Below are 21,252 nucleotides of genomic sequence, written 5' to 3' on the forward strand. Positions count from 1 at the left end.
GGCCTCGGACGGGCGGCTCAGCGGCCGACCTCCTTGCGGGTGACCCTGCGCAGCCTGCGCCGCTGCGAGGGGTCGAGGGTGAGGTAGGCGGCCACCGGGACGCCGACCACGATCAGGAACGTCACCCACCAGGGCAGCCATATCAGCAGGATGAGTCCGACCGCCACACCTCCTGCGGCGATCTTCGCGTTCTTCGACATCAGCGTCGCCTCCTTCGCGGCCACTGCCGCTCTCTGATCTGAAAACGGGCCCGTGCCTCCCACGGTTCCGGACCGCGACCCTGAGACATCCCTGACGAGCGACCCCTACTGGTCCCTGTCGCCGGGACCGTCCCGCGCATGCCGAGTCGAACAGCTTGTGAAGCGGTCCCCTCCCGCAGCGTAGTCACTCCCGGCGTCGGCGCCCCTGCGGAAAACCCCACTCACACCGGCAGGTTGGCCGGATGTTCGGTGGCGCCGGGGATTCGTACGGTCACGGTATGAAGCGAATGAAGCGAATGAGCAGGATTCTGACGGTCTCGGCCGTCACGGTGGCACTGGCGGCGGGCACGGCCACGACCGTGTTCGCACAGGTGCCCGGGGCGCCGCGGGGCGCCGTGCCCGCGGCGACGACGGCCGGCGCGGCCGCGTCGCGGGGCACGCTCGTCTCCGTCGAGCGGCTGCGGACGCTGACCGCCCGGGAGGTCGCCGCCGAACTGGCCGGCGACGAGGCGGGGGCCTGGGACACCGGCGCCGTCCGCCATGGTCTGGACACCTTCCGGATCGTGTACCGCACGGTGGATCCCGGTGGCCGGCCCACGCTCGCGAGCGGGCTGCTGGCGCTGCCGCGCGACGGCGAACGACGCCTGTCCACCGTGTCGTTCACCCACGGCACCGAACTCTTCAAGGGTGACGTCGCCTCCGTCTCGGCGGAGACCTGGGCCCAGGCGCCCGCCCTCGCCTACGCGTCGGCCGGGTTCGCCGCGGTGCTCCCGGACTACCTCGGTCTGGGGCTGGGTCCCGGCCCCCACCCGTGGATGGACGTGCCCTCGGAGACGACCGCGACCCTGGACATGCTGCGCGCGTCACGCACCGCGGCGGCCGCGCGGGGACGCGAACTGGGGCGCGACGTACTGGCCACCGGGTTCTCCCAGGGTGCCTCGGCGGCGCTGGGGCTGGCCCGCGCGCTCCAGGAGGGGGCCGACGGCTGGTTCCGGATCCGCGCGGTGGCACCGGTCAGCGGCGCCTACGCGTTCCGGGACGCGGAGCTCCCCGCGCTGCTGGCCGGGCGCACGCAGCCCAAGGCGAGCGTGGTCTACGCGGCGCTGGCCCTGGTCGCCTTCGACCGCCTGCACCACGTCTACGACACGCCGGCCCAGGTGTTCAAGGCCCCGTACGACCGTACCGTCGAAGGGCTGCTCGACGGCACGCACACCGGTCAGGAGGTCGTGGCCGGCACCCCGGACACCCTCGACGGGCTGCTCACCCGGCGCGGCCGGGAACTGCTGGCACACCCCGCCGGGGGGCTTGCCGCGGCCCTGCGGATCACCGACGGCGTCTGCGCCGACTGGAAACCGAGGGCACCGGTCCGGCTCTACTACGCGCAGGAGGACGAACAGGCCGTGAACGAGAACACCGCGCACTGCCGGGACGTCCTGCACGCCCACGGTGTCGACGTCCCCACGGTCGACCTCGGCAGGCCGGACTACGGCGGCTCCCGTCACCTGGGTTCCCAGCAGGCGGCGACCGCCGCCGTGGTGCGGTGGTTCGGGTCTCTGGAGGGCGGCGGGGGCCGTAACGCGGCCTGAGGCCGGCCGGGCCACGGGACCCGGGCCGTGGCCCGGCGCGAGCGTCCCGTGGCCACCCCGGTCACCCCGGTCACCCCGGCAGCGAGTGCAGCAGTGAGTCCAGGCCGCTCGGCAGCCCGCCGGGGAGATCCGACGGCCAACCGGAGGGCAGTTCGGTCGGCAACCCCGAGGGCAGTCCGCTCGGGAACCCCGAGGGCAGGCTGCTGGGCAGCTCCGTCGGGAGGCTGAAGGAGGGGCGCGGGGAGCCGGATGCGGTCGGACCGCCCGTACTGGTGGGCCTGTCGTCGGACGAGCCCCCGCCGGACGTCATCAGGACGACGACGGCGACCGCCACCGCGGCCACCAGCACGGCCAGTACGGCGTAGAGCAAGCCCCTGCGCCGAGGCGGCGGCCCCGGCGTCCAGCCGACGGTGGTGTACGGGTCCCGGTCCTCGGGACGTCCTCCCGGGGGCGGTCCGAAACCTCCGTGGGGAGACGGGTCGTAGCCTCCGCCCGAAGGCGGGTCATAACCTCCGCCCGAAGGCGGGTCGTAGCCTCCGCCCGTAGGCGGGGTGCCGTTCGGCGGTCCGGGCGGGCGCGGCGGTACGGGTGGCATGGCCATACCGCCAAGAGTCATCGCGTACCGGTCACCGCGCGAGGCCCGCGCGGGAGTTGATACGGACTCATGCAGCGGATCGCACGATTCCGAAGCATTTCCCGCGCGGACCGGTCATCTGCGCGCAGGTGACCGGTCCGCAGGGCGACGGGACGCGCGTGCGGGCGCTTGCTCCAGAAGCCGGCCCGCGCGTGCGGGCGTCCGCTCCGGGAGCAGCCCGCACGCGCGCGTACGTGGTCAGCCCCGGGCGCCGAGCAGGTGGTCCATCGCGAGCTGGTCGAGCTGCTCGAAGGCCATCCCGCGCGCGGCGGCCGACTCCGCGTCGAACTCCTCGAAGGCCGCGCGGTCGGCAAGGAGGGACTGGAGGCCGTCGGCGGCCGTCGGCTGGGCCAGCTCGTCCAGGCGGGAGGCGCGCAGGGCGTCCTGCACCTCGGGGTCCGCGCGGAAGGCGGCCGCGCGCTCCTTGAGGATCAGGTAGTTGCGCATGCAGCCGGCCGCGGAGGCCCACACGCCGTCGAGGTCCTCGCTGCGCGGCGGCTTGAAGTCGAAGTGCTTCGGGCCCGCGTAGCCGGCGCTCTCCAGCAGGTCGACCAGCCAGAAGGCCGCACGCAGGTCACCGGCGCCGAAGCGCAGGTCCTGGTCGTACTTGATGCCGGACTGACCGTTGAGGTCGATGTGGAAGAGCTTGCCCGCCCACAGCGCCTGAGCGATGCCGTGCGGGAAGTTCAGGCCGGCCATCTGCTCGTGGCCCACCTCGGGGTTGACGCCGTACAGCTCGGGGCGCTCCAGGCGCTCGATGAAGGCGAGCGCGTGGCCGACGGTGGGCAGGAGGATGTCGCCGCGGGGCTCGTTCGGCTTGGGCTCGATGGCGAAGCGCAGGTCGTAGCCCTGCGAGGTGACGTACTCGCCGAGGAGGTCGAAGGCCTCCTTCATGCGGTCGAGGGCGACGCGCACGTCCTTGGCGGCGCCGGACTCCGCGCCCTCGCGGCCGCCCCAGGCGACGTACGTCTCGGCGCCCAGCTCGGCGGCCAGGTCGATGTTGCGGATGGTCTTGCGCAGCGCGTAGCGGCGCACGTCACGGTCGTTCGCGGTGAACGCGCCGTCCTTGAAGACCGGGTGGGTGAAGAGGTTGGTGGTGGCCATCGGGACCTTCATGCCGGTCGCGTCGAGGGCCTGGCGGAAGCGCTTGATGTGCGATTCGCGCTCGGTGTCCGAGGACCCGAACGGGATCAGGTCGTCGTCGTGGAACGTCACACCGTGGGCGCCCAGCTCGGACAGGCGCTGCACCGTCTCGACCGGGTCGAGGGCGCCCCGGGTGGCGTCGCCGAACGGGTCCCTTCCCTGCCAGCCGACGGTCCACAGGCCGAAGGTGAACCTGTCCTCGGGGGTGGGCTGGTAGCTCATGCCGCGGCTCCTTGCTTGATGCCTGTGCTTGATGAGTGTGCTCGACGGCGGCCGGGCACTACTGTCGGGCCGACTATTTCGTCATGGCCGTTTACAAATTAGTATGCCAACGCATCCCTGGGAAGGGTCACCCTGTCCCCGAGGGATGAAATCCGGGTCGCGACACCCCGGTGAACCAGGAAAACTGCAGGTCAGGGAAACCGCGAGGCGCGGAAAAAGGGAGAGAGCCCGATGTCAGCAGCCGAGGGTCCGCTCGTCGTCGGCGTGGACACGTCCACCCAGTCCACCAAGGCGCTGGTGGTCGACGCGTCCACCGGCCGGGTCGTGGCGAGCGGTCAGGCACCGCACACCGTGTCCTCCGGCGCGGGCCGGGAGAGCGATCCGCGTCAGTGGTGGGACGCGCTGTGCGAGGCGCTGCGCCAGTGCGGGGACGCGGCGCACGAGGCGGCCGCCGTCTCGATCGGCGGTCAGCAGCACGGTCTGGTCACGCTCGACGAGCGCGGCGAACCGGTGCGGCCCGCCATGCTGTGGAACGACGTCCGTTCGGCGCCGCAGGCACAGCGGCTGATCGAGGAGCTGGGCGGTCCGAAGGCCTGGGCGGAACGCACCGGCAGTGTTCCGGGCGCTTCCTTCACGGTCACCAAGTGGGCCTGGCTGGCCGAGCACGAGCCGGAGGCGGTCCGCGCGACCAGGGCCGTCCGGCTCCCCCACGACTACCTCACCGAGCGCCTCACCGGAGTGGGCACGACCGACCGCGGTGACGCCTCCGGCACCGGCTGGTGGGCGTCGGCGACCGAGGCGTACGACGCGGAGACCCTCGCCCACGTGGGCCTGGACCCGGCGTTCCTGCCCCGGGTGGTCCGCCCCGGCGAGATCGCCGGCACCGTGCGCGACAGCCACGAGCTGCCGTTCTCCAAGGGCACGCTGGTCGCGCCGGGCACGGGCGACAACGCGGCGGCGGCGCTGGGGCTCGGTCTGCGCCCCGGGACTCCGGTGCTGAGCCTCGGCACCTCGGGCACGGTGTACGCCGTGTCCAAGCACCGCCCCGCCGACCCGACGGGCACCGTCGCGGGCTTCGCCGACGCGCACGGCGACTGGCTCCCGCTCGCCTGCACGCTGAACTGCACCCTCGCGGTCGACCGGGTCGCGGCGCTGCTCGGCCTGGACCGCGAGGCCGTCGAGCCGGGCACCTCGGTCACCCTGCTTCCGTACCTGGACGGCGAACGCACCCCCAACCTCCCGAACGCCTCGGGGCTGCTGCACGGCCTGCGCCACGACACCACCGCCGGGCAGCTTCTGCAGGCCGCCTACGACGGTGCCGTGCACGCCCTGCTCGGCGCCCTGGACCTGGTGCTCGACGCGGACGCCGACCGGACCACGCCCCTGCTGCTGATCGGCGGCGGCGCCCGGGGCCGGGCCTGGCAGGAGACCGTACGACGACTGTCGGGGCGCCCGGTCCAGGTGCCGGAGGCGAAGGAACTGGTCGCCCTCGGCGCCGCCGCGCAGGCGGCCGGACTGCTGACCGGCGAGGATCCCGGGGCGGTGGCCCGGCGCTGGAACACCGCCGCCGGTCCGGTGCTGGACGCGGTGGAGCCCGACTCGGCGACGCTGGCGCGGATCTCCGGGGTACTCTCCGACGCGGCCCCGCTGCTGGAGCGGGCGCCCCAGGACCGGTGACCGCGCGGGAGACGGGTCGCAGGACCGCCGAGAGGACCGAGGATTGATCGAGGCATGACCGCACCGCTGCACGAGGGCCGCCCGACGACGACCCGTCGCGCCCTGCCGGACACCCAGCAGGGCATGCGCCGGCGCAACCTCGCGCGCGTGCTGCACGCGGTCAGTGACGAGGGTCCGCTGTCGCGGGCCGCGATCGCCTCACGTATCGGTCTGACCAGGGCGGCGGTGTCGACCCTGGTGGACGAGCTGGTCCGCTGGGGACTCCTGGAGGAGCTGGGGCCCGAGCGGCCCAACCGCGTCGGACGGCCCGGCTCCGCGCTCGCGGTGAGCGGGCGCGGGCCGGCCGGCATCGGGGCGGAGGTCGGGGTCGACCATCTCTCCGTGTGCGCGGTGGACCTGCGCGGCGAGGTACGCGCGCGTGCCGTGCGGCACGGCGCGAACCGGGGCCGGGCGCCGAAGCCGGTGGTGCAGGAGCTGACCGCGCTGGTCCGGCAGGTCGTGGCGGACGCGGAACGCGAGGGCCTGTGGCCGGCCGGCCTCGCGGTCGCCGTCCCCGGCCTGGTGGCCCGCGACGGGCACACGGTCGTCCACGCCCCGAACCTCGACTGGCACGGCACGGACCTCCGCGCCCTGCTGCCCGCGGACCTCCCGCCGACCGTCGACAACGAGGCCAACTTCGGTGCCCTGGCGGAGCTGTGGCTCGGCGACGCCACCCCGCCGGACTTCCTGCACGTCTCCGCGGAGATCGGCATCGGCGCCGCGGTCGTCGTGGACGGCCGGCTGCTGCGCGGGAAGCGGGGGTTCGCCGGCGAGCTGGGCCATGTCCCGGTCCACCCCGACGGGCCTCGCTGCGCCTGCGGCGGACGGGGCTGCCTGGAGCAGTACGCCGGCGAGGAGGCCGTGCTGCGCGCGGCCGGCCTCGAACCGCGCGGGGACGCGGTGGGCGTGCTGGCACAACGGGCGGGCGAGGACCACGAGGGCGCCCGCCGCGCCCTGGAGGACGCCGGGAGGGCCCTCGGTATCGCGCTGACCGGCGCGGTCAACCTGCTCGACCCCGAGGCGGTGGTGCTGGGCGGCGCCCTGGCCGGTCTCGCCCCCTGGCTCCTCCCGTCGCTGCGGAACGAACTGGCCGACCGCACGACCGGCCCGGCGTGCCCGGTCACGGTCTCCCGGCTCGGCTCCGAGGGCCCCCTGCTGGGCGCCGCCCACTCGGTGGTCCGCGCCGTACTGGACGATCCGGCGAGGGTCACGGAACGGAGCTGAGTTCCCGGTCCCCCAGCCGGTCGGAGGTCCTGGCCCGCCGGAGTCGGAGACGCTCGCCCGCCGGGGTCGAAGGCCCTGGCCCGTCGAGGTCGAAGGCCCTGGCCCGTCGAGGTCGAGGGCTCTGGCCCGTCGGCGGCCGTCCGGGACCGTCCGGGACCGGCCGGGACCGTCCGGGACCGTCCGGGACCGGCCGGGCGTGCCGTACTTCGCGCCCTCGCTCCCGCCCCGCCCAACCGGTCCGCCGACCGGAGGGGGCGCACCCGCTTCCTGACGCGCCGTCACCGCCGGGATTCACCGGTCCGGACACCCGCCCGTACGCAACCCGCGAGACGCGATCGCCGTTGGCCACCGTGTGCGACACCAACCACACGCGTGCGGCCGGGCTCCGCGAGGAGCGGCCGTCCGCGCGGGAGACTTACCGCGCACTGCACGCGCCACCGCGCGCGACCGCGGCGACCGCGGCGACCGCGCGCCGTGGACCACGACTCCCCCATGTTTCGGGCACGCTGGCGAAAGGCACCTCATCCATGGACCGGGCACGACCGCTTCCCGCCAGGCGACTGCTCCTGAAGGGCGCCGCCCTGGCCGCCTTCCCCTACGCGCTGCTCCCCGCGAGCCACGCGGGCGCGCACCCCGCGGTCGTGGACTACCCGAAGGCCGAGTGGCAGCCGGCGAGCGGGGAGAACCGCACGGCGGCCCAGCGACCCGACGAGTACGACATCGACCGGGTGATCATCCATGTGACACAGCACGCGTACGCGGGCACGCTGTCCATCTTCCAGAACCCCGAGAAGCGGGTGTCCGCGCACTACCTGGTGCGTTCGGCCGACGGCCACGTGGCCCAGTGCGTCCGGGAGTCGGACGTCGCCTGGCACGCCGGGAACTGGGACTACAACACGCGCAGTATCGGTATCGAGCACGAGGGCTGGGTGGAGAAGCCGGAGTACTTCACCGACGCCCTGTACACGGAGTCGGCGCGGCTGACGGCGTCGATCTGCGAGCGGTACGGCGTCCCGAAGGACCGCGAGCACATCATCGGCCATGCCGAGGTGCCGGGGACCGACCACACCGATCCCGGGACGCACTGGGACTGGGTCCGGTACCTGAGACTGGTCAATCTGTCCTCGGAGTGAGAGCGGCCGGGCCAGACGGCGCGGTCGAAACGGTTGTCGGAGCGAACACCCCGAGTGACGATGTCCCCAGCCGCATCGCCGTCCGGGGAGGCCGAGTTGACCGATCAGTGGGTGGCCCTGGAGCCGGGGACCGACCCTGCCGAGCGGGTCCGGGTGCTGCGCCGGGCGCACGAGACGTTCACCACGGCGGGCACCGTGCCGCGCCCGGTGCGGCCGGTGGTGGCCGAGTCGTGGCGGCGTTCGGCACGGGCCGGGGTCGGGCCGGACGGCACTGCGCGGGTGGAGCTGACCGACGGCGACCTCGGCGCCTATCGGATGGAGCACCCGCTGGCCAGGGTGATGCCGCTGGTCCGGGAGCTGATGGGCACGTTCGCGGCGGACGGCGAGCATCTGCTGGCGGTGTGCGACGCGGACGGCAGGCTGCTGTGGGTGGAGGGGCATCCGGCGACCCGGCGGCGGGCGGACCGGATGAACTTCGTGCCGGGCGCGCGCTGGTCGGAGAGCGCGGTCGGCACCAACGCGCCGGGCACGGCGGTGGCCGTGGACCGGCCGGTGCAGGTGTTCGCGGCGGAGCACTTCATCCGCCGGGTGCAGCCGTGGACGTGCGCGGCGGCGCCGGTGCACGATCCACGCACCGGGCGGGTGCTGGGCGCCGTCGACATCACCGGCGGCGACCGGTTGGCGCATCCGCACAGCCTGGGTTTCGTGCAGGCGGTGGCGCGGGCCGCGGAGTCCCAACTGGCGCTGCTGGAGCCGCCGGTGGCCACGGGCGAGTCGCTCGCGCTGACGGCGCTCGGCCGGGACGAGGCCGAACTCCGGCTGGACGGGCACCGGATCAGGCTCGGCCGCCGCCACAGCGAGCTGCTGGTGCTGCTGTCCCGCCATCCCGAGGGACTGACCGGCGACGAGTTGCTGTGTGCGCTGTACGAGGACGAGTCGGTGACACCGGTGACGCTGCGGGCCGAACTGGCCCGACTGCGAAGGCTGCTGGGGCCGGGGCTGCTCGCCTCCCGGCCGTACCGGCTGACCGTTCCGGTCGAGTCGGACGCGAGTGCGGTGGAGCGGCGGCTGGAGGCGGGGGCGGTGACGGCGGCGGTGACGGCCTACCCGGGTCCGCTGCTGCCCGCTTCGCAGGCGCCCGCGGTCGTCCTGCTCAGGCGGCGGCTGGCGGACGGGCTGCGGGCCGCGCTCATCGCGCGCCGGGACCCGGATCTGCTGGCGGACTGGGCGCACGCTCCGTGGGGCGAGGACGATCTCCAGGTGTGGCGGGCCCTCGCGTCGGTCCGGCCGACCGCCGTCGTACGCAGCCGGTTGACCGCGCTGGAGTCGGAGCTGCTGACCGCTCGGCCCTGACCTGCGGTGCAACGTGGCCGCAACGTCCCGCTGACTAGCCTGCGCGCCGGAGCTGCCCGACGGCGGGCAGCGCATCTGCGAGGAGGCAGGCCATCATGACCCGTTACGCGGCGCCCGGCACCGAGGGCGCGATCGTCTCCTACCAGGCGCGCTACGACCACTTCATCGGCGGCGAGTACGTGCCGCCGGCCCGGGGACAGTACTTCGAGAACCCGTCGCCGGTGAACGGACAGCCGTTCACCGAGGTCGCACGGGGCACCGCCGAGGACGTGGAGCGCGCGCTGGACGCGGCCCACGCCGCCGCGCCGGGCTGGGGCCGTACGTCGGTGACGGAGCGGTCCGACATCCTGCTGAAGATCGCCGACCGGATGGAAGCCCACCTCGAACCGCTCGCGGTCGCGGAGAGCTGGGAGAACGGCAAGCCGGTGCGCGAGACGCTGGCCGCGGACATCCCGCTCGCCATCGACCACTTCCGCTACTTCGCGGGGGCGATCCGCGCGCAGGAGGGCTCGCTGGGCGAGATCGACGACGACACGGTGGCCTACCACTTCCACGAGCCGCTCGGGGTGGTGGCGCAGATCATCCCGTGGAACTTCCCGATCCTGATGGCGACGTGGAAACTCGCGCCCGCGCTGGCCGCCGGCAACGCCGTCGTGATCAAGCCGGCCGAGCAGACCCCCGCCTCCATCCACTACTGGATGAGCCTGATCGCGGACCTGCTGCCGCCCGGCGTGGTGAACATCGTCAACGGCTTCGGCGTGGAGGCGGGCAAGCCGCTGGCGTCCAGCCCGCGGGTGGCGAAGGTGGCGTTCACCGGGGAGACCACGACCGGGCGGCTGATCATGCAGTACGCCTCGGAGAACATCAAACCGGTCACGCTCGAACTGGGCGGCAAGTCCCCGAACCTCTTCTTCGACGACGTCTGGGCGCACGACGACGACTTCCGGGACAAGGCCCTCGAAGGCTTCACGATGTTCGCGCTCAACCAGGGCGAGGTCTGCACCTGCCCCTCCCGGGCCCTCGTCCAGCGCGGCAACTACGCCGACTTCATGGCGGCGGCGGTCGCCCGGACCCAGCAGATCAAGCCGGGTCACCCCCTCGACACCGACACGATGATCGGCGCGCAGGCCTCCAACGACCAGCTGGAGAAGATCCTCTCCTACCTGGATATCGGCCGGCAGGAGGGCGCGAAGATCCTGACGGGCGGTGAACGCGTCGAGCACGACGGGGAGTTGAAGGGCGGCTACTACGTCCAGCCGACCATCTTCGAGGGTGACAACCGGATGCGGATCTTCCAGGAGGAGATCTTCGGCCCGGTCGTCTCGGTGACGTCCTTCGACGACTTCGACGACGCGATCAAGATGGCCAACGACACCCTGTACGGCCTCGGCGCGGGTGTCTGGACCCGCGACATCAACACCGCCTACCGCGCGGGCCGTTCGATCCAGGCGGGCCGGGTCTGGACGAACTGCTACCACGCGTACCCGGCACACGCCGCGTTCGGCGGCTACAAGCAGTCGGGGATCGGCCGCGAGACGCACAAGATGATGCTGGAGCACTACCAGCAGACGAAGAATCTACTCGTGTCGTACTCGCCGAAGCGGCTGGGCTTCTTCTAAAGGCACGAGGAAGGGCGCCTGAGCTGGGAAAATTCCCGTCAGGCGCCCTTCCTCATCACTGTTCAAGGAGCAAGGAAAAACGTCGTCTTACTCCCGATTCATCCCACCGATATCCCAGTGACTCCCACCTGATCCGGAATCAGCAGCGGTTGCTGTTTCCAGGATGCGAGCGTGTGCGGCCAGGTTTGGGAGTACGAATGCTGACCTAATGCCGACTTTCCTGACGGGACGTCAGCTTTAGCTGAAGATATACCCCCGACACCTAGAGAAATCAGCACAGAGTCCCGATCACTCATGGAACGCGCCCAGCTGACGCGGCCACGCAATGAACATGCACCGGGACTCGCACCGCCCCCTCGTCGCCGCACCGCCGGCGCACGCGAGGCGGGCGATCAGGAGCGCGGCCAAGTAACTGAACTCTGACGCCAGCACAGCTGTGGCTCCTGGAGTCGGTCGGGATCGAGCCCGCGGCAGAGGGTGAGCCGGTGGCGGGAGCGGTCCGGTCGCGGGATTCGCGGTGGATGTGGCCGCCGCCCGGCAGTTCCACGCGCGGGAGGGAAACCTCCAGGTCCCTCGGCAGCATGTCGAGATCACCGGGAACGGCGACGGCGAGCAGGCGGCCGCGAAACTCGGGGAGTGGCTCGACGACGCCCGCCGCCGGGCCGCGAAGCTGGACGAGGAACGGCGTACGGCGCTGGATGTGCTCGGCACGATGCATGACATGGGCATCCGCAGCGAACACGCCTACCTCGCGGGCGTCGCCTCCATCGGCCTCAGCGTCGCGTCCTGGTTCGCCAGCATGAAGGCCGAACAGGCCGGGATCGAGCGAGCCGACCGCTGGGGCATCTTCGTCGGTGAATGGGCACCCACCTTCATAGGCCTCGGACTGGCACTCTCCCACTACGAACAGCAAGAGGGCACCCTCAGCGGCTCCCTCCACGCCGTGAAGGAAGCCAGCTGACCCACAGGCCGCCCCGCAGGCCACGCTCCCGCGCAGCGCACGGACGCGCGCCGGCACGCCCGGCGGGCTATGCGCTGCGGCGGGGCCTGCGGGCGGCCGACTTCTCCGCCGCGGCCTTCTTCTCCGCAGCCGTGGCCGCCTTCGCAGCCGGCTTCTTCGCGGACGCCCTGGCGGCGGCCTTCTGCGCGGGCATCTCATGGACCTCCGCGTCAGCGCCAGCGTCCTCGCCACGCGGTCAACCGATGATCCAGTCTTCTGGTCGGTGAGCCCGAAGACACTGAAGGCCCTGCTGAGGTACCAGGGGAACGCCTTGGCAAGGTAGAGCGGGCCGCTGAACCCGCCGAGGTACGCGGTGTCGGTGGGGCCGGGTATGGCTTACGCGTGCCAAGGCACCGAGATCGCAGAAGAGGTTGAGCGCATGAAGGTAGGCGTCCGTGGGCACTCCGTGCAGGTCGAGGAGGTCCTGGAGGCCCGAGCGGAAGGTATGCCTGGTGGGCTCCCCGTTCTCCGCGGCCGGGTGCCCCGCCGCCGCGGCGGACGGGGTGCCGAGCAGTTTCGTTCCGACGGGCAGCAGAGCGAGTGAATGGAAGGTACGGCGGGTCAGGTCGGACATCAGCAGCTCCTGAGGTTCGGTGTCGTTCCGCCGCTCCGCCGGCGGCCCGTCGGAGCGGGGCATGAGGTCTGGCGGCAGCCGTTCGCGCGTGCCGGGCGCGGGAGCGCGGGTCGAGGCCGGTGCTTGTGGAGCGGTCGGGCCGGCGGGTTCGCCGCCAGCGTCCGGCTCATCGGTTCCGGCCGAGTACTGCCTCCGTCGTCCCGCGTGATGCGGAGGTGCCGGCGGACCGGCACGATCGTCCACGCTCCGGTCAATCGGTGTCATGCGAGCCGCTCCAGGAACGTCGGCAGGGCCCCGGCCTTGCCTGACGGGGTGCCGCCGCGGCCCGATCGTCCATGGGCCGGTGCGCGTCCGCCATGGTCGCGTCAGCTTGCTCCGGCCGACGATGGCCGGGTCCGGCGCACGCCGGGAGGGAGGACGGATCATGACCGGGATCGACACGGAGCGGGCCCCGCGGACGGTGCCGCTCGGCTCGGTGGGCGAGTGGCTGCTCGACGCCCGCCGTTCCCACGCCGATCCGTACACCGGGGTGGTGGTGACGGCCCGCTTCCGTGGGCCGTCGGGCGCTGAGAAGGAGATCGAGGGGTTCTTCGACGGCCGGCGCTTCCGTGTCCGGTTCAGCCCCGGCGAGGCGGGCACCTGGCAGGTCCGGACGACCTCCCGGCCGTACGACGAGGGACTGAACACCGAGGGCCGGTTCGAGGCCGTCGAGGACGGCTGGGTACACCGCACGCTGCGGGCCGAACCTGGCACCGGATGGGGGTTCGTGGACGGCGGGGGCAGCCCGATGTTCGTCCTCGGTGACACGGCCTACCACCTCTTCGGTATGGCGCACTGCGGGGCGGACGTGGTGCCCTACCTCGAGCGCCGCCGGGCCCAGGGATTCGATCTGGTGCGTGTCCGTGCGCACGTCAGCCCGTTTCATCCGCCGGAGGGGTTCAGCGACTGGCAGACCCGTTCGTGCTGGCCGTGGGGCGGCAGCCCGCAGTGTCCGATGTTCGACCGGTTCGATCCGGCGTGGTTCGAGACGGTCGACCGGATCGTCACCGAGGCCTCCCGCATCGGGATCGGGCTGGAAGTGATCGTCGAGGGCTGGGGGATGGAGTTCCCGTTCAACGCCCGCGGGATGTTCACCGCCGAATGGGAGGACCTGTGGCTGCGCCATCTCGTGGCTCGCTACGACGCCTTCCCCGGCGTCTGGATCTGGACGGTGATGAACGAGTACGAGTACTACCCCGACGGCGTCCCGAGCCACAGCCGCGTCGCCGACCTCTGGGCGCTGCGTATGGCACGCCGGGTGAAGGAGCTGGCACCGCACGGGAAGACGGTGGCCGTCCACAACGGTCCGCCCGGCCCGCCGTTCGCCGAGCGCTTCGCCGTCGACCCGGACGCCGTGGACGCCGTCATGGTTCAGTCCTGGGGCAGTCACGACGCCGCCGAGGGTTTTCTGGCGACCGGGTTGGAGACCCGGACCGGTGAGCTGCTCGCCGGCTGGCACGGTGCGGCGCTGTTGTCCGAGTACGGCTACGAACGCAATCCGGCGCTGCCGCTGCGCCTGCCGCTGCACGAGCACTGCGATCCCGAGCACACCCGCCGGGGCGCCTGGCGCGGGGCGATGTCCGGTCTCGGCGTGGTGCACGGCTTCGACAACACCTGGGGCCCGTTCCTCGACCTGACGCACGACCAGGAGGGCGTGGCCGCCCTGATGTACCTGGCCCGCTTCTTCCGTGAGCATGTGGCCTTCCACCGGCTGCGTCCCGCGCCGCATCTGGTGGCCGGGCAGCCGACGGCGCCCGGCCGGATACCTCTGGTCCTGCACGACGCCGACGACGGCACGGTGGTGGTCTACCTGCCGGTGGGCGGTTCGGTGGAGCTGACGCCGGAGGTCGGGCTGCCCGCCTCCGACGCCGTGGTCCGCGTCTACGACCCTCGGACGGGCGTGCTGTCGGGGCCTCGGAAGCAGAGCGCGAGCCGGGTTTTCACCGCGGCGGGCGACGCTCCCGACGATGGCCGGGACCAGGTGCTCCTGATCACCCGTTCCTGACGGGAGCGAGCCGACACAGGCCGGCTCGCTCCTCCGGTCACCCGGCTGCCGGGGCGGCCGTCGTCGCGGCGGCCCCAGGCAGCCCGGGTGAACCCGGCGGACGTCGGCCCGCTCAGTCCTCGCCCGTCAGATCGTTCACGCAGCGCAGGGTCAGGGGGTGGAGCCAGCGCGGGTCGTCGGCCGAGGCGGTGGTGCGTGCCTGGAAGACGTGCTCCTCGCCGGGCAGCAGCGTGATCATCTGCTCGTCCACGACGGCCGAGTCGTCGAGGCGGTCGGCGTTGAGGACCAGGTCACGCAGCAGCGTGTGGGCCCGTACCCGGACGAGTACGCCGTCGCCGCCCGGCGCCGGCTCGGTGACGGCGGTGATCCGGGCCGGGGGCAGATCCGCGGCGATGTCCTCCTCGGTGAGGGTCCGGTGGAGCACGCCAGTGTCGTCTCGGACGGTCACGACCAGTGCGGCACGCCCGCCGCGGGAGGGCCGGCCGGGTGGCAGGGTGACCGGCAGGGCCGCGGTGGCGCCCGGCGCGAGGGCGGTGACGTGGGTGTCCTCGTTGAGCAGTTCACCGGCGACCGTATGCACCTGTACGGTCAGGTCGGTGCGCCAGGTGTCGGCCCCGTTGTTGGTGAGGCGCACGAAGTGGCGTCCTCCGGTGGCCGTGGAGACCGCCGCGTGCCGTGGCCGGTAGGCGGCGCGCAGGGCGTACCACATGAGCTTGCGGTGGCCGTCCCCGTCGACCGCGGACCAGGACGTCACCGGCCAGCAGTCGTTGAGTTGCCACAGCACCGTGCCGGAGCAGCGCGGCCACTGCCCGCGCAGGTGGTCGACGCCGAACCGGACGGCCCGAGCCTGGTTGAGCTGAGCCAGGTAGAGCCAGTCGGACATCTCCACCTCCGGATCGGTGCGGCGGCGTTCCGGCAGGTGCGGCCGGACGCCGCGGGCCAGTTTCACGACCCCGTCCTTGGCCTTCTGGTGGGCGTCGGCGACCGGGCCGAACGGCGCCGCGGGTGCGTCGTTGACGGCGCGCAGGACGGTGGGCCGGCACGCCGGTCCCTGGAAGCCGAACTCGGCGACGAACCTCGGCTGGTACTCGGCGTACGCGGTCCAGTCCCGTTCGTTCCACACGTCCCAGATGTGGATCGGGCCGTGCAGCGGGTCGTTGGGGTGGCGGTCCTGCGAGCCGGAGTACGGACTGCCGGGCCAGTAGGGGCGGGTGGGGTCGAGCTCGGCGACGACGGCGGGCAGCAGCTCGGTGTAGTAGCCGAGCCCCCAGGAGCGGCCCTGGAGGATCTCGGGCCAGCCCCAGTCCCGATGCCCCCACAGGTTCTCGTTGTTGCCGTTCCACAGGACGAGGCTCGGATGCGGCGCGAGCCGTACGACATTGTCGCGCGCCTCGGCCAGGACCTCGCCGCGCAGCGGCTCCTCCTCGCTGTAGGTGGCACAGGCGAAGAGGAAGTCCTGCCAGACCAGCAGGCCGCGCTCGTCGCACAGGTCGTAGAACTGGTCCTTCTCGTAGATGCCGCCGCCCCAGACGCGGACGAGGTTCACGTTGGCCTCGACGGCGTGGTCGAGGGCCGCGGCGTACTCGGGGCGGCCGGTGCGGGAGACGAAGCAGTCGTCGGGGATCCAGTTGACGCCGCGGACCGGCACATGCGCGCCGTTGACGAGGATCTCGAACGGCGTCCCGGCGTGGTCGGCCTCGGTGTTCAAGGCGACCGTGCGGAACCCGATCCGGCGCCGCCACCGGTCGAGGGCCCCCTCGGCGTCGCCGAGCGTCATCTCCAGTTCGTACAGCGGCTGTTCGCCCATGCCGATCGGCCACCAGAGGCGGGCGTCCGGGACGTCGACGGTGACGGTCGCGGTGGACTCGCCGGGTATGACACGCCCCGTGGCGCCATGGCCCCCGACGTGGGCGTCGATCCGCAGCTCGCGTTCCTCTGCTCCCGGGGCGCGCCGGATCCGCACCGTCGCGGTCGCGGTAGCCGGGCCGTCCGGGCCGGGGAGGGGCACGTCGACGGCCGGTACGACGCTCTCGATCCGGGCACCGCTCCAGCTGAGCAGCTCGACAGGCTTCCAGATGCCCGCGGTGACGAGCGTGGGACCCCAGTCCCAGCCGAAGTTGGCCGCCATCTTGCGTACGTAGTTGAACGGCTCGTCGTACGTCGAGGGCAGCTCGCCCCGCTCGGCGCGGCGGGCCTCGGTGTACGCGTAGACGGAGGAGATGTGGACGCGCAGCTCGTTGCCCGTCGGGGTGACGACGTCGGTCACGTCGAAGATGTGCGTGCGGTGCATGTCGGCCGTTCCGCCGACCACTTGGCCGTTGACTCTGATCTCCGCGACGGTGTCCAGGCCGTGGAAGACCAGTTCACGCCGTGGGTCGTCACCGGGCGTCGGCGGCAGGTCGAAGGAGGTCGTCCAGGTCCAGCCGGAGCGTCCGATCCAGTGCTGGTCGGCCTCGTTGAGCCCGACGTACGGGTCGGCGAGAAGTCCTTCGGCCATCAGGTCGGTGTGCACGCATCCGGGTACGGCGGCCGGCACGCTGCGCCCGCGCAGTTCCGCGGGTGCGTCGGCGGCGGGTTCGGTGAGTTCGAGGCGCCATCCGGTGTCGACGGCTGACCTGAGCGTCATGGGTACTCCTGAAGTGCGGTGGATCCGGTGGTGTCGGTGCCCGGCGCGCGGCGGGACAGCTCAGGCGGGCCGGTGGGTCGTCAACCCGGCGATGAAAGAGGCGTGTTCCGCGGTCTGGTGGTCGCCGCCGCCCTCGTGTGCGCTGTACTCCCAGACCCGGATGTCCTTGTCGACACGGCCGGTCGTCCGCTCTCCCCAGCGGTGGTAGGCGGCGAAGACCGTGGACGGCGGGCAGACCGGATCCATGAGGCCGACGGAGAAGCGCACCGGGGCGGTCGCGCGCGCCGCGAAGTTGGCCCCGTCGAGATAGGAGAACGTGTGGAAGACCTCCTCGACGGCGTCCCGGCGGCCCTGGAGGTAGTCGGTGATCTCCCGGTAGGGATGGGCGTCGGTGATCTGTGTGGCGCGCCGGACGTGGCACAGGAACGGCACGTCGACGCAGGCCCCCGCGACGCCCTCGTGCAGCCCTGACACGGCGAGCGCGATTCCGCCGCCCTGGCTTCCGCCCTTGACGACCACCCGGTCCGCGTCCACCTCGACGAGTTCGGCGACCGTGTCGACGGCGCGCACGGCGTCGGTGAACAGCCGCCGGTAGTAGTGGTCGTGGGGCCGCGCGACACCGCGGGTCAGTACGCCGCCGGCCTGCGGACCGATCTCGCCGTCCGGGGTGTCGGCCGCGCCGTCGGCCGAGGACTGGCCCCGGCTGTCCATCAGGAGGTGGGCGTAGCCGAGCGAGGACCACAGCGTCGCCCGGAGTGCGCCGCCACGGGCTCCGCCGTAGCCCAGGTACTCGACCACGGCGGGCACCGGACGCCGGACGCCCCTGGGCAGCCACAGCCAGGCCCGGACGGGCTGCCCGTCGAAACCGGAGAACGTCACGTCGTACGTGTCGGCGTGGATCAGGCCGGTCCGCACGGGGCGCAGCACCGGCGGGCCGGCCGCGCGGCGTGCCTGGCCGAGTGTCTCCTCCCAGAAGGTGTCGAAGTCGTCGGGCTCGGCACCGTCGTAGCGGTAGGCCAGCAGGTCGGCGAGGGGAAGGTCGGTGAACACGGGACCCCTGGAGTGGTGGTGGGGGTGCGCAGCGGCCCGCCCGGCGCACGAAGACGCCGAGCCACCGATCGGTGGCGTCGGCGGTGCCGTCCGGTGCCGAAGCGGCCGTGCACACCGGGTGGGACCCGTTCACCGTAGGCCGACCGAGGTGGTGTCGGACAGCGGTCGCGGCGCACCGGGCACGGACGTCCATGTCCGCGGGCACCGGCGGCGCAGCCGGGCCGGTTCGGCGACTGCCCCGGGGTGGCGAGCGCGCACGAGCGTCCATGGTCCGGGTATCGCCCGCCATGCCGCGCCGCCCGGCGGATTCCTAGGCTCCTGCCGCGCGGCGCGGCCGCGGCCGCGCCGCGCACTCATCGCACCCCGGCCCTCGCAGCGACGTCTTCGCGGTGGCCAGGGGGCTTCCAGGGCGCACCGGCGGGAACGGTGCCAGGGACACGGAGGCACGGCATGTGCGAACGATCGACGGCGGATCCACGATCCGCCGGAAGCCGCGTGCGGCGGATGCTCCGCGGGCGACCACGCACGCAGCCGGCGGAGTCCGCGGCGCGGGCAGCCGGCTCGGCACCGGGGGCACGCCCGGCGGGCAGGGCGGGCGGCACGGGCGGAGTGCGGGTTCCGCGGCCGGCCCGGACGTCGCTGTCCGCGCTGGCTGCCGGGCTGTTGCTGGTGGCGGTCGCTCCGGTACCGGCCCAGCCTGCCGCCTCCTCCCCCGCTACGAGCGCGTGGTGCGCGGGGATCGATCCCGGCGCCGGAGCGACGCCGGTCCGTGCGGCCGACGCCTACCGGTGGAAGCCGCTGCGGATCGGGGGCGGCGGGTTCGTCACCGGTCTCGTGGTGCATCCGCGCACCCCTGGCGTCGTCTACGGCCGGGAGGACGTCGGTGGCCTGGTCCGGTGGGACGAGCGCACCCGAAGGTGGACCCAGCTGCTGCGCGCGGACCGGGTGCCCGCGCCGCGTTCCGCGGACTACGGCGTGGAGAGCGTCGCCGTCGCCGCCACCGACGACCGTGTCGTCTACGCGGCCGTCGGCGACGGGAGCCCGGACGGCCGGGTGCTCGCCAGCCACGACCGGGGCGGGCACTGGAGCGACGGCGGGCGGCGATGGCTGGTCGAGGGCAACAACGCCTACCGCACCGGGCCCGAGCGACTCGCCGTCGATCCCGCGGACGCCGGTGTCGTCTACTACGGCACCCGCACCCAGGGCCTGTTCGTCAGCACCGACGGGACCCGGCACTGGTCCCGGGTGCCGCTCGCCCAGGTGCCGCCGGGGTCGCTCGGCGACAAGGTCGGAGTGGTGTCCGTCCAGTTCGACCCGAGCACGGGCCGGACGCACGGACGTACCCGTGGCATCTGGGTGACGGTCGCCGGGGTCGGCGTCTACCGCTCCGACGACGCCGGGCGCACCTGGCGGCAGGTGTACACCGACACCGTCCGCACTCCGACCGACGTGAAGGCGGCGGCGGACGGCACGCTCTACGTCGCCTACGGACCCGGTGGCACAAGCCCGGCCGGCATCCGCCGGCTCTCCCCCGCCGCTCCCGCCGGGCACGAGACCACGGCACCGCCGCAACAGGGCAGCGCCTACTTCATCGGCGTCGACCCCGCCGACCCGGACCGTCTGATCGCCACGGACGACGCCGTCCGTCCGGGCCACCTCTTCCGTTCCACCGACGGCGGCACCACCTGGCAGACGCTGACGTTCACGCTCGACGACGAGGAGATCGCCTGGCCCGGGAGCACCACCGAGGGCGGCTGGCTCTCCACCGGCACGTTCGTCATGGACCCGACCCGTCCCGGCCGGGTGTGGTTCCCGCAGGGCGTGGGTGTCTGGCGCAGCGACGACGTCTTCTCCCGCGGCACCTCCGTGACATGGCACTTCGTCAGTTCCGGAATCGAGGAGACCGTGGCCTACGACCTGATCGCACCGCCGGGCGGCGCTCCGCTCAGCGCGATCGCCGACCGGAACGGCTTCCGGCACGACGACCCGGACCGCTATCCGAAGGCCCCGGTCCTGACCGACGAGTTCTCCGCCGGCACGAGCCTCGCCTACGCGGGGCTCAGGCCGGACTACGTCGTCGCCGTCTCCAGCGACACCCGGGCCCAGTACGCGCCGCTCGACGCGACCTGGACGAGCGAGCCGGCCTCCGGCTACTCCACCGACGGCGGTGTCACCTGGACCCGCTTCGCCGGCGGCAAGGCCGACATCACGCGCCGCTACGGCGGCAACATCGCTGTGTCGGCCGATGCCTCGTCGATCGTCTGGATGCCGACCATCCCGGCGAACTACGCCGCCGACCCGACCAATGCGGGCCGTGCGCAGCCCACGCCCCTGAACGTGCCGTACGTCAGCCGCGACGAGGGGCGTACCTGGACGGCGGCGACCGGCATCGCCCCGGGGCCCGGCATCCACGACATGATCTGGTGGGGCACGAAGCGCGCCCTGACCGCCGACCTGGCCACCCCCGGCACCTTCTACCTCGCGACGACCCGCGGCGACGGCGAGTTCTACCGTTCCACCGACGGCGGCGCCACCTGGACGAGGACCGCCGCCGCGCCCCGCACCGGGGGCACGGACGCCCATGTCTTCGGTCAGGTGCACGCCGTACCCGGGCACGCGGGGCACGTCTGGGCCAGTACCGCGCAGGGCGGCCTGTGGTACACGACGGACGGCGGCGACTCGTGGACGAAGGCGCCCTGGGTGCAGGAGGCCCGGTCGTTCGGCTTCGGCAGGTCGGCCGGGGGCGGCTATCCGACGCTCTACGCGCACGCGCGCATCCACGGCACCTGGGGCGTGTGGCGCTCCGCCGACCGGGGAGCCACCTGGTCGCTCGTCGCGCGGTACCCGGCCTGCTCCTACGCGGGGATCAACGTCGTCACCGGCGACATGGACGTGCCCGGCAGGGTCTACGTCGGATTCTCCGGCAACGGTTTCGTCTACGGCGGCCCCGGGAGCCCGCGCGCCGGATCGTGAAGGCGCGGAAGGGTGCGGAGGCGCCGTGAGACGGCCCCGGCCGCGGGGGGGGGGCCGGGGGGGGGGGGGGGGCCGCCGGGCGGGGGCCCGGGGGGGGGGGGGGCCCCGGGGGCCGGGGCCCGCCCCCCCCCGCCCCCCCCCCCGGCGCCCCGCCC

Annotated in this window: 15 protein-coding genes and 1 pseudogene; 10 read left to right on the forward strand and 6 right to left on the reverse strand. The window is 73.0% G+C overall.

From position 1 onward, the window contains the following. Window positions 1–17: 17 nt before the first annotated feature. A complete protein-coding gene (locus ACFY3I_RS26655) occupies window positions 18–200 on the reverse strand; it encodes a hypothetical protein (RefSeq protein WP_365291209.1) in 183 nt (60 codons plus the stop codon). A 296-nt stretch (window positions 201–496) separates the two neighbouring features. On the opposite strand from ACFY3I_RS26655, the gene ACFY3I_RS26660 reads away from it, so the two are divergent. Beyond that, complete coding sequence (locus ACFY3I_RS26660) at window positions 497–1,786, forward strand: lipase (RefSeq protein WP_390863295.1); 1,290 nt, start codon at window positions 497–499, stop codon at window positions 1,784–1,786. Between the two features lie 70 nt (window positions 1,787–1,856). Here ACFY3I_RS26660 and ACFY3I_RS26665 read toward each other — a convergent pair whose 3' ends face one another. Together ACFY3I_RS26665 and xylA are read right to left on the reverse strand one after the other, a co-directional pair. Then, window positions 1,857–2,156, reverse strand: coding sequence for a hypothetical protein (locus ACFY3I_RS26665; protein WP_390863297.1), 300 nt, complete (start codon window positions 2,154–2,156; stop codon window positions 1,857–1,859). Window positions 2,157–2,618: 462 nt separating this feature from the next. Then, window positions 2,619–3,785 carry a xylose isomerase gene (gene xylA, locus ACFY3I_RS26670; protein ID WP_390863299.1) on the reverse strand — a complete coding sequence of 389 codons (1,167 nt, stop codon included), beginning with the start codon at window positions 3,783–3,785 and terminating at the stop codon, window positions 2,619–2,621. Window positions 3,786–4,016: 231 nt separating this feature from the next. Here xylA and xylB point away from each other — a divergent pair, with 231 nt between their 5' ends. From xylB to ACFY3I_RS26705, 7 genes and pseudogenes are all read left to right on the forward strand, one after another. Continuing rightward, on the forward strand, window positions 4,017–5,462 hold the full coding sequence (xylB, locus tag ACFY3I_RS26675) for a xylulokinase (protein WP_390863301.1): 1,446 nt from the start codon (window positions 4,017–4,019) through the stop codon (window positions 5,460–5,462). A 54-nt stretch (window positions 5,463–5,516) separates the two neighbouring features. Further along, window positions 5,517–6,725: an ROK family protein gene (locus ACFY3I_RS26680; protein ID WP_390863302.1), complete on the forward strand. Its 1,209-nt coding sequence runs from the start codon at window positions 5,517–5,519 to the stop codon at window positions 6,723–6,725. A gap of 527 nt (window positions 6,726–7,252) precedes the next feature. Then, window positions 7,253–7,858 (forward strand): N-acetylmuramoyl-L-alanine amidase, encoded by a 606-nt coding sequence (locus ACFY3I_RS26685; protein ID WP_390863304.1) that lies wholly within the window; start codon window positions 7,253–7,255, stop codon window positions 7,856–7,858. Between the two features lie 60 nt (window positions 7,859–7,918). Then, window positions 7,919–9,211: a GAF domain-containing protein gene (locus ACFY3I_RS26690; RefSeq protein ID WP_390863306.1), complete on the forward strand. Its 1,293-nt coding sequence runs from the start codon at window positions 7,919–7,921 to the stop codon at window positions 9,209–9,211. A 95-nt stretch (window positions 9,212–9,306) separates the two neighbouring features. Further along, entirely contained in the window at window positions 9,307–10,830 is a 1,524-nt protein-coding gene (locus tag ACFY3I_RS26695; RefSeq protein ID WP_390863308.1) for an aldehyde dehydrogenase family protein, read from the forward strand. A 523-nt stretch (window positions 10,831–11,353) separates the two neighbouring features. Next, window positions 11,354–11,527, forward strand: a pseudogene (locus ACFY3I_RS26700) (helicase associated domain-containing protein); the annotation flags it as partial. A 15-nt stretch (window positions 11,528–11,542) separates the two neighbouring features. Further along, window positions 11,543–11,791: a hypothetical protein gene (locus ACFY3I_RS26705; protein WP_390863338.1), complete on the forward strand. Its 249-nt coding sequence runs from the start codon at window positions 11,543–11,545 to the stop codon at window positions 11,789–11,791. A gap of 67 nt (window positions 11,792–11,858) precedes the next feature. Here ACFY3I_RS26705 and ACFY3I_RS26710 read toward each other — a convergent pair whose 3' ends face one another. Next, window positions 11,859–11,984 (reverse strand): hypothetical protein, encoded by a 126-nt coding sequence (locus tag ACFY3I_RS26710; protein WP_390863310.1) that lies wholly within the window; start codon window positions 11,982–11,984, stop codon window positions 11,859–11,861. 844 nt (window positions 11,985–12,828) lie between these two features. On the opposite strand from ACFY3I_RS26710, the gene ACFY3I_RS26715 reads away from it, so the two are divergent. Continuing rightward, complete coding sequence (locus ACFY3I_RS26715; RefSeq protein ID WP_390863312.1) at window positions 12,829–14,448, forward strand: DUF4038 domain-containing protein; 1,620 nt, start codon at window positions 12,829–12,831, stop codon at window positions 14,446–14,448. 112 nt (window positions 14,449–14,560) lie between these two features. Here ACFY3I_RS26715 and ACFY3I_RS26720 read toward each other — a convergent pair whose 3' ends face one another. Together ACFY3I_RS26720 and ACFY3I_RS26725 are read right to left on the reverse strand one after the other, a co-directional pair. Then, window positions 14,561–17,074: a glycoside hydrolase family 2 protein gene (locus ACFY3I_RS26720; protein WP_390863313.1), complete on the reverse strand. Its 2,514-nt coding sequence runs from the start codon at window positions 17,072–17,074 to the stop codon at window positions 14,561–14,563. Between the two features lie 60 nt (window positions 17,075–17,134). Next, window positions 17,135–18,124 (reverse strand): acetylxylan esterase, encoded by a 990-nt coding sequence (locus ACFY3I_RS26725; RefSeq protein WP_390863315.1) that lies wholly within the window; start codon window positions 18,122–18,124, stop codon window positions 17,135–17,137. A gap of 669 nt (window positions 18,125–18,793) precedes the next feature. Between ACFY3I_RS26725 and ACFY3I_RS26730 the strand changes: the two genes are divergently transcribed. Continuing rightward, complete coding sequence (locus ACFY3I_RS26730; RefSeq protein ID WP_390863317.1) at window positions 18,794–21,097, forward strand: WD40/YVTN/BNR-like repeat-containing protein; 2,304 nt, start codon at window positions 18,794–18,796, stop codon at window positions 21,095–21,097. The last annotated feature ends 155 nt before the right edge of the window (window positions 21,098–21,252 follow it).

This window comes from Streptomyces sp. NPDC001068 (genome assembly GCF_042897315.1).
GTDB lineage: Bacteria > Actinomycetota > Actinomycetes > Streptomycetales > Streptomycetaceae > Streptomyces.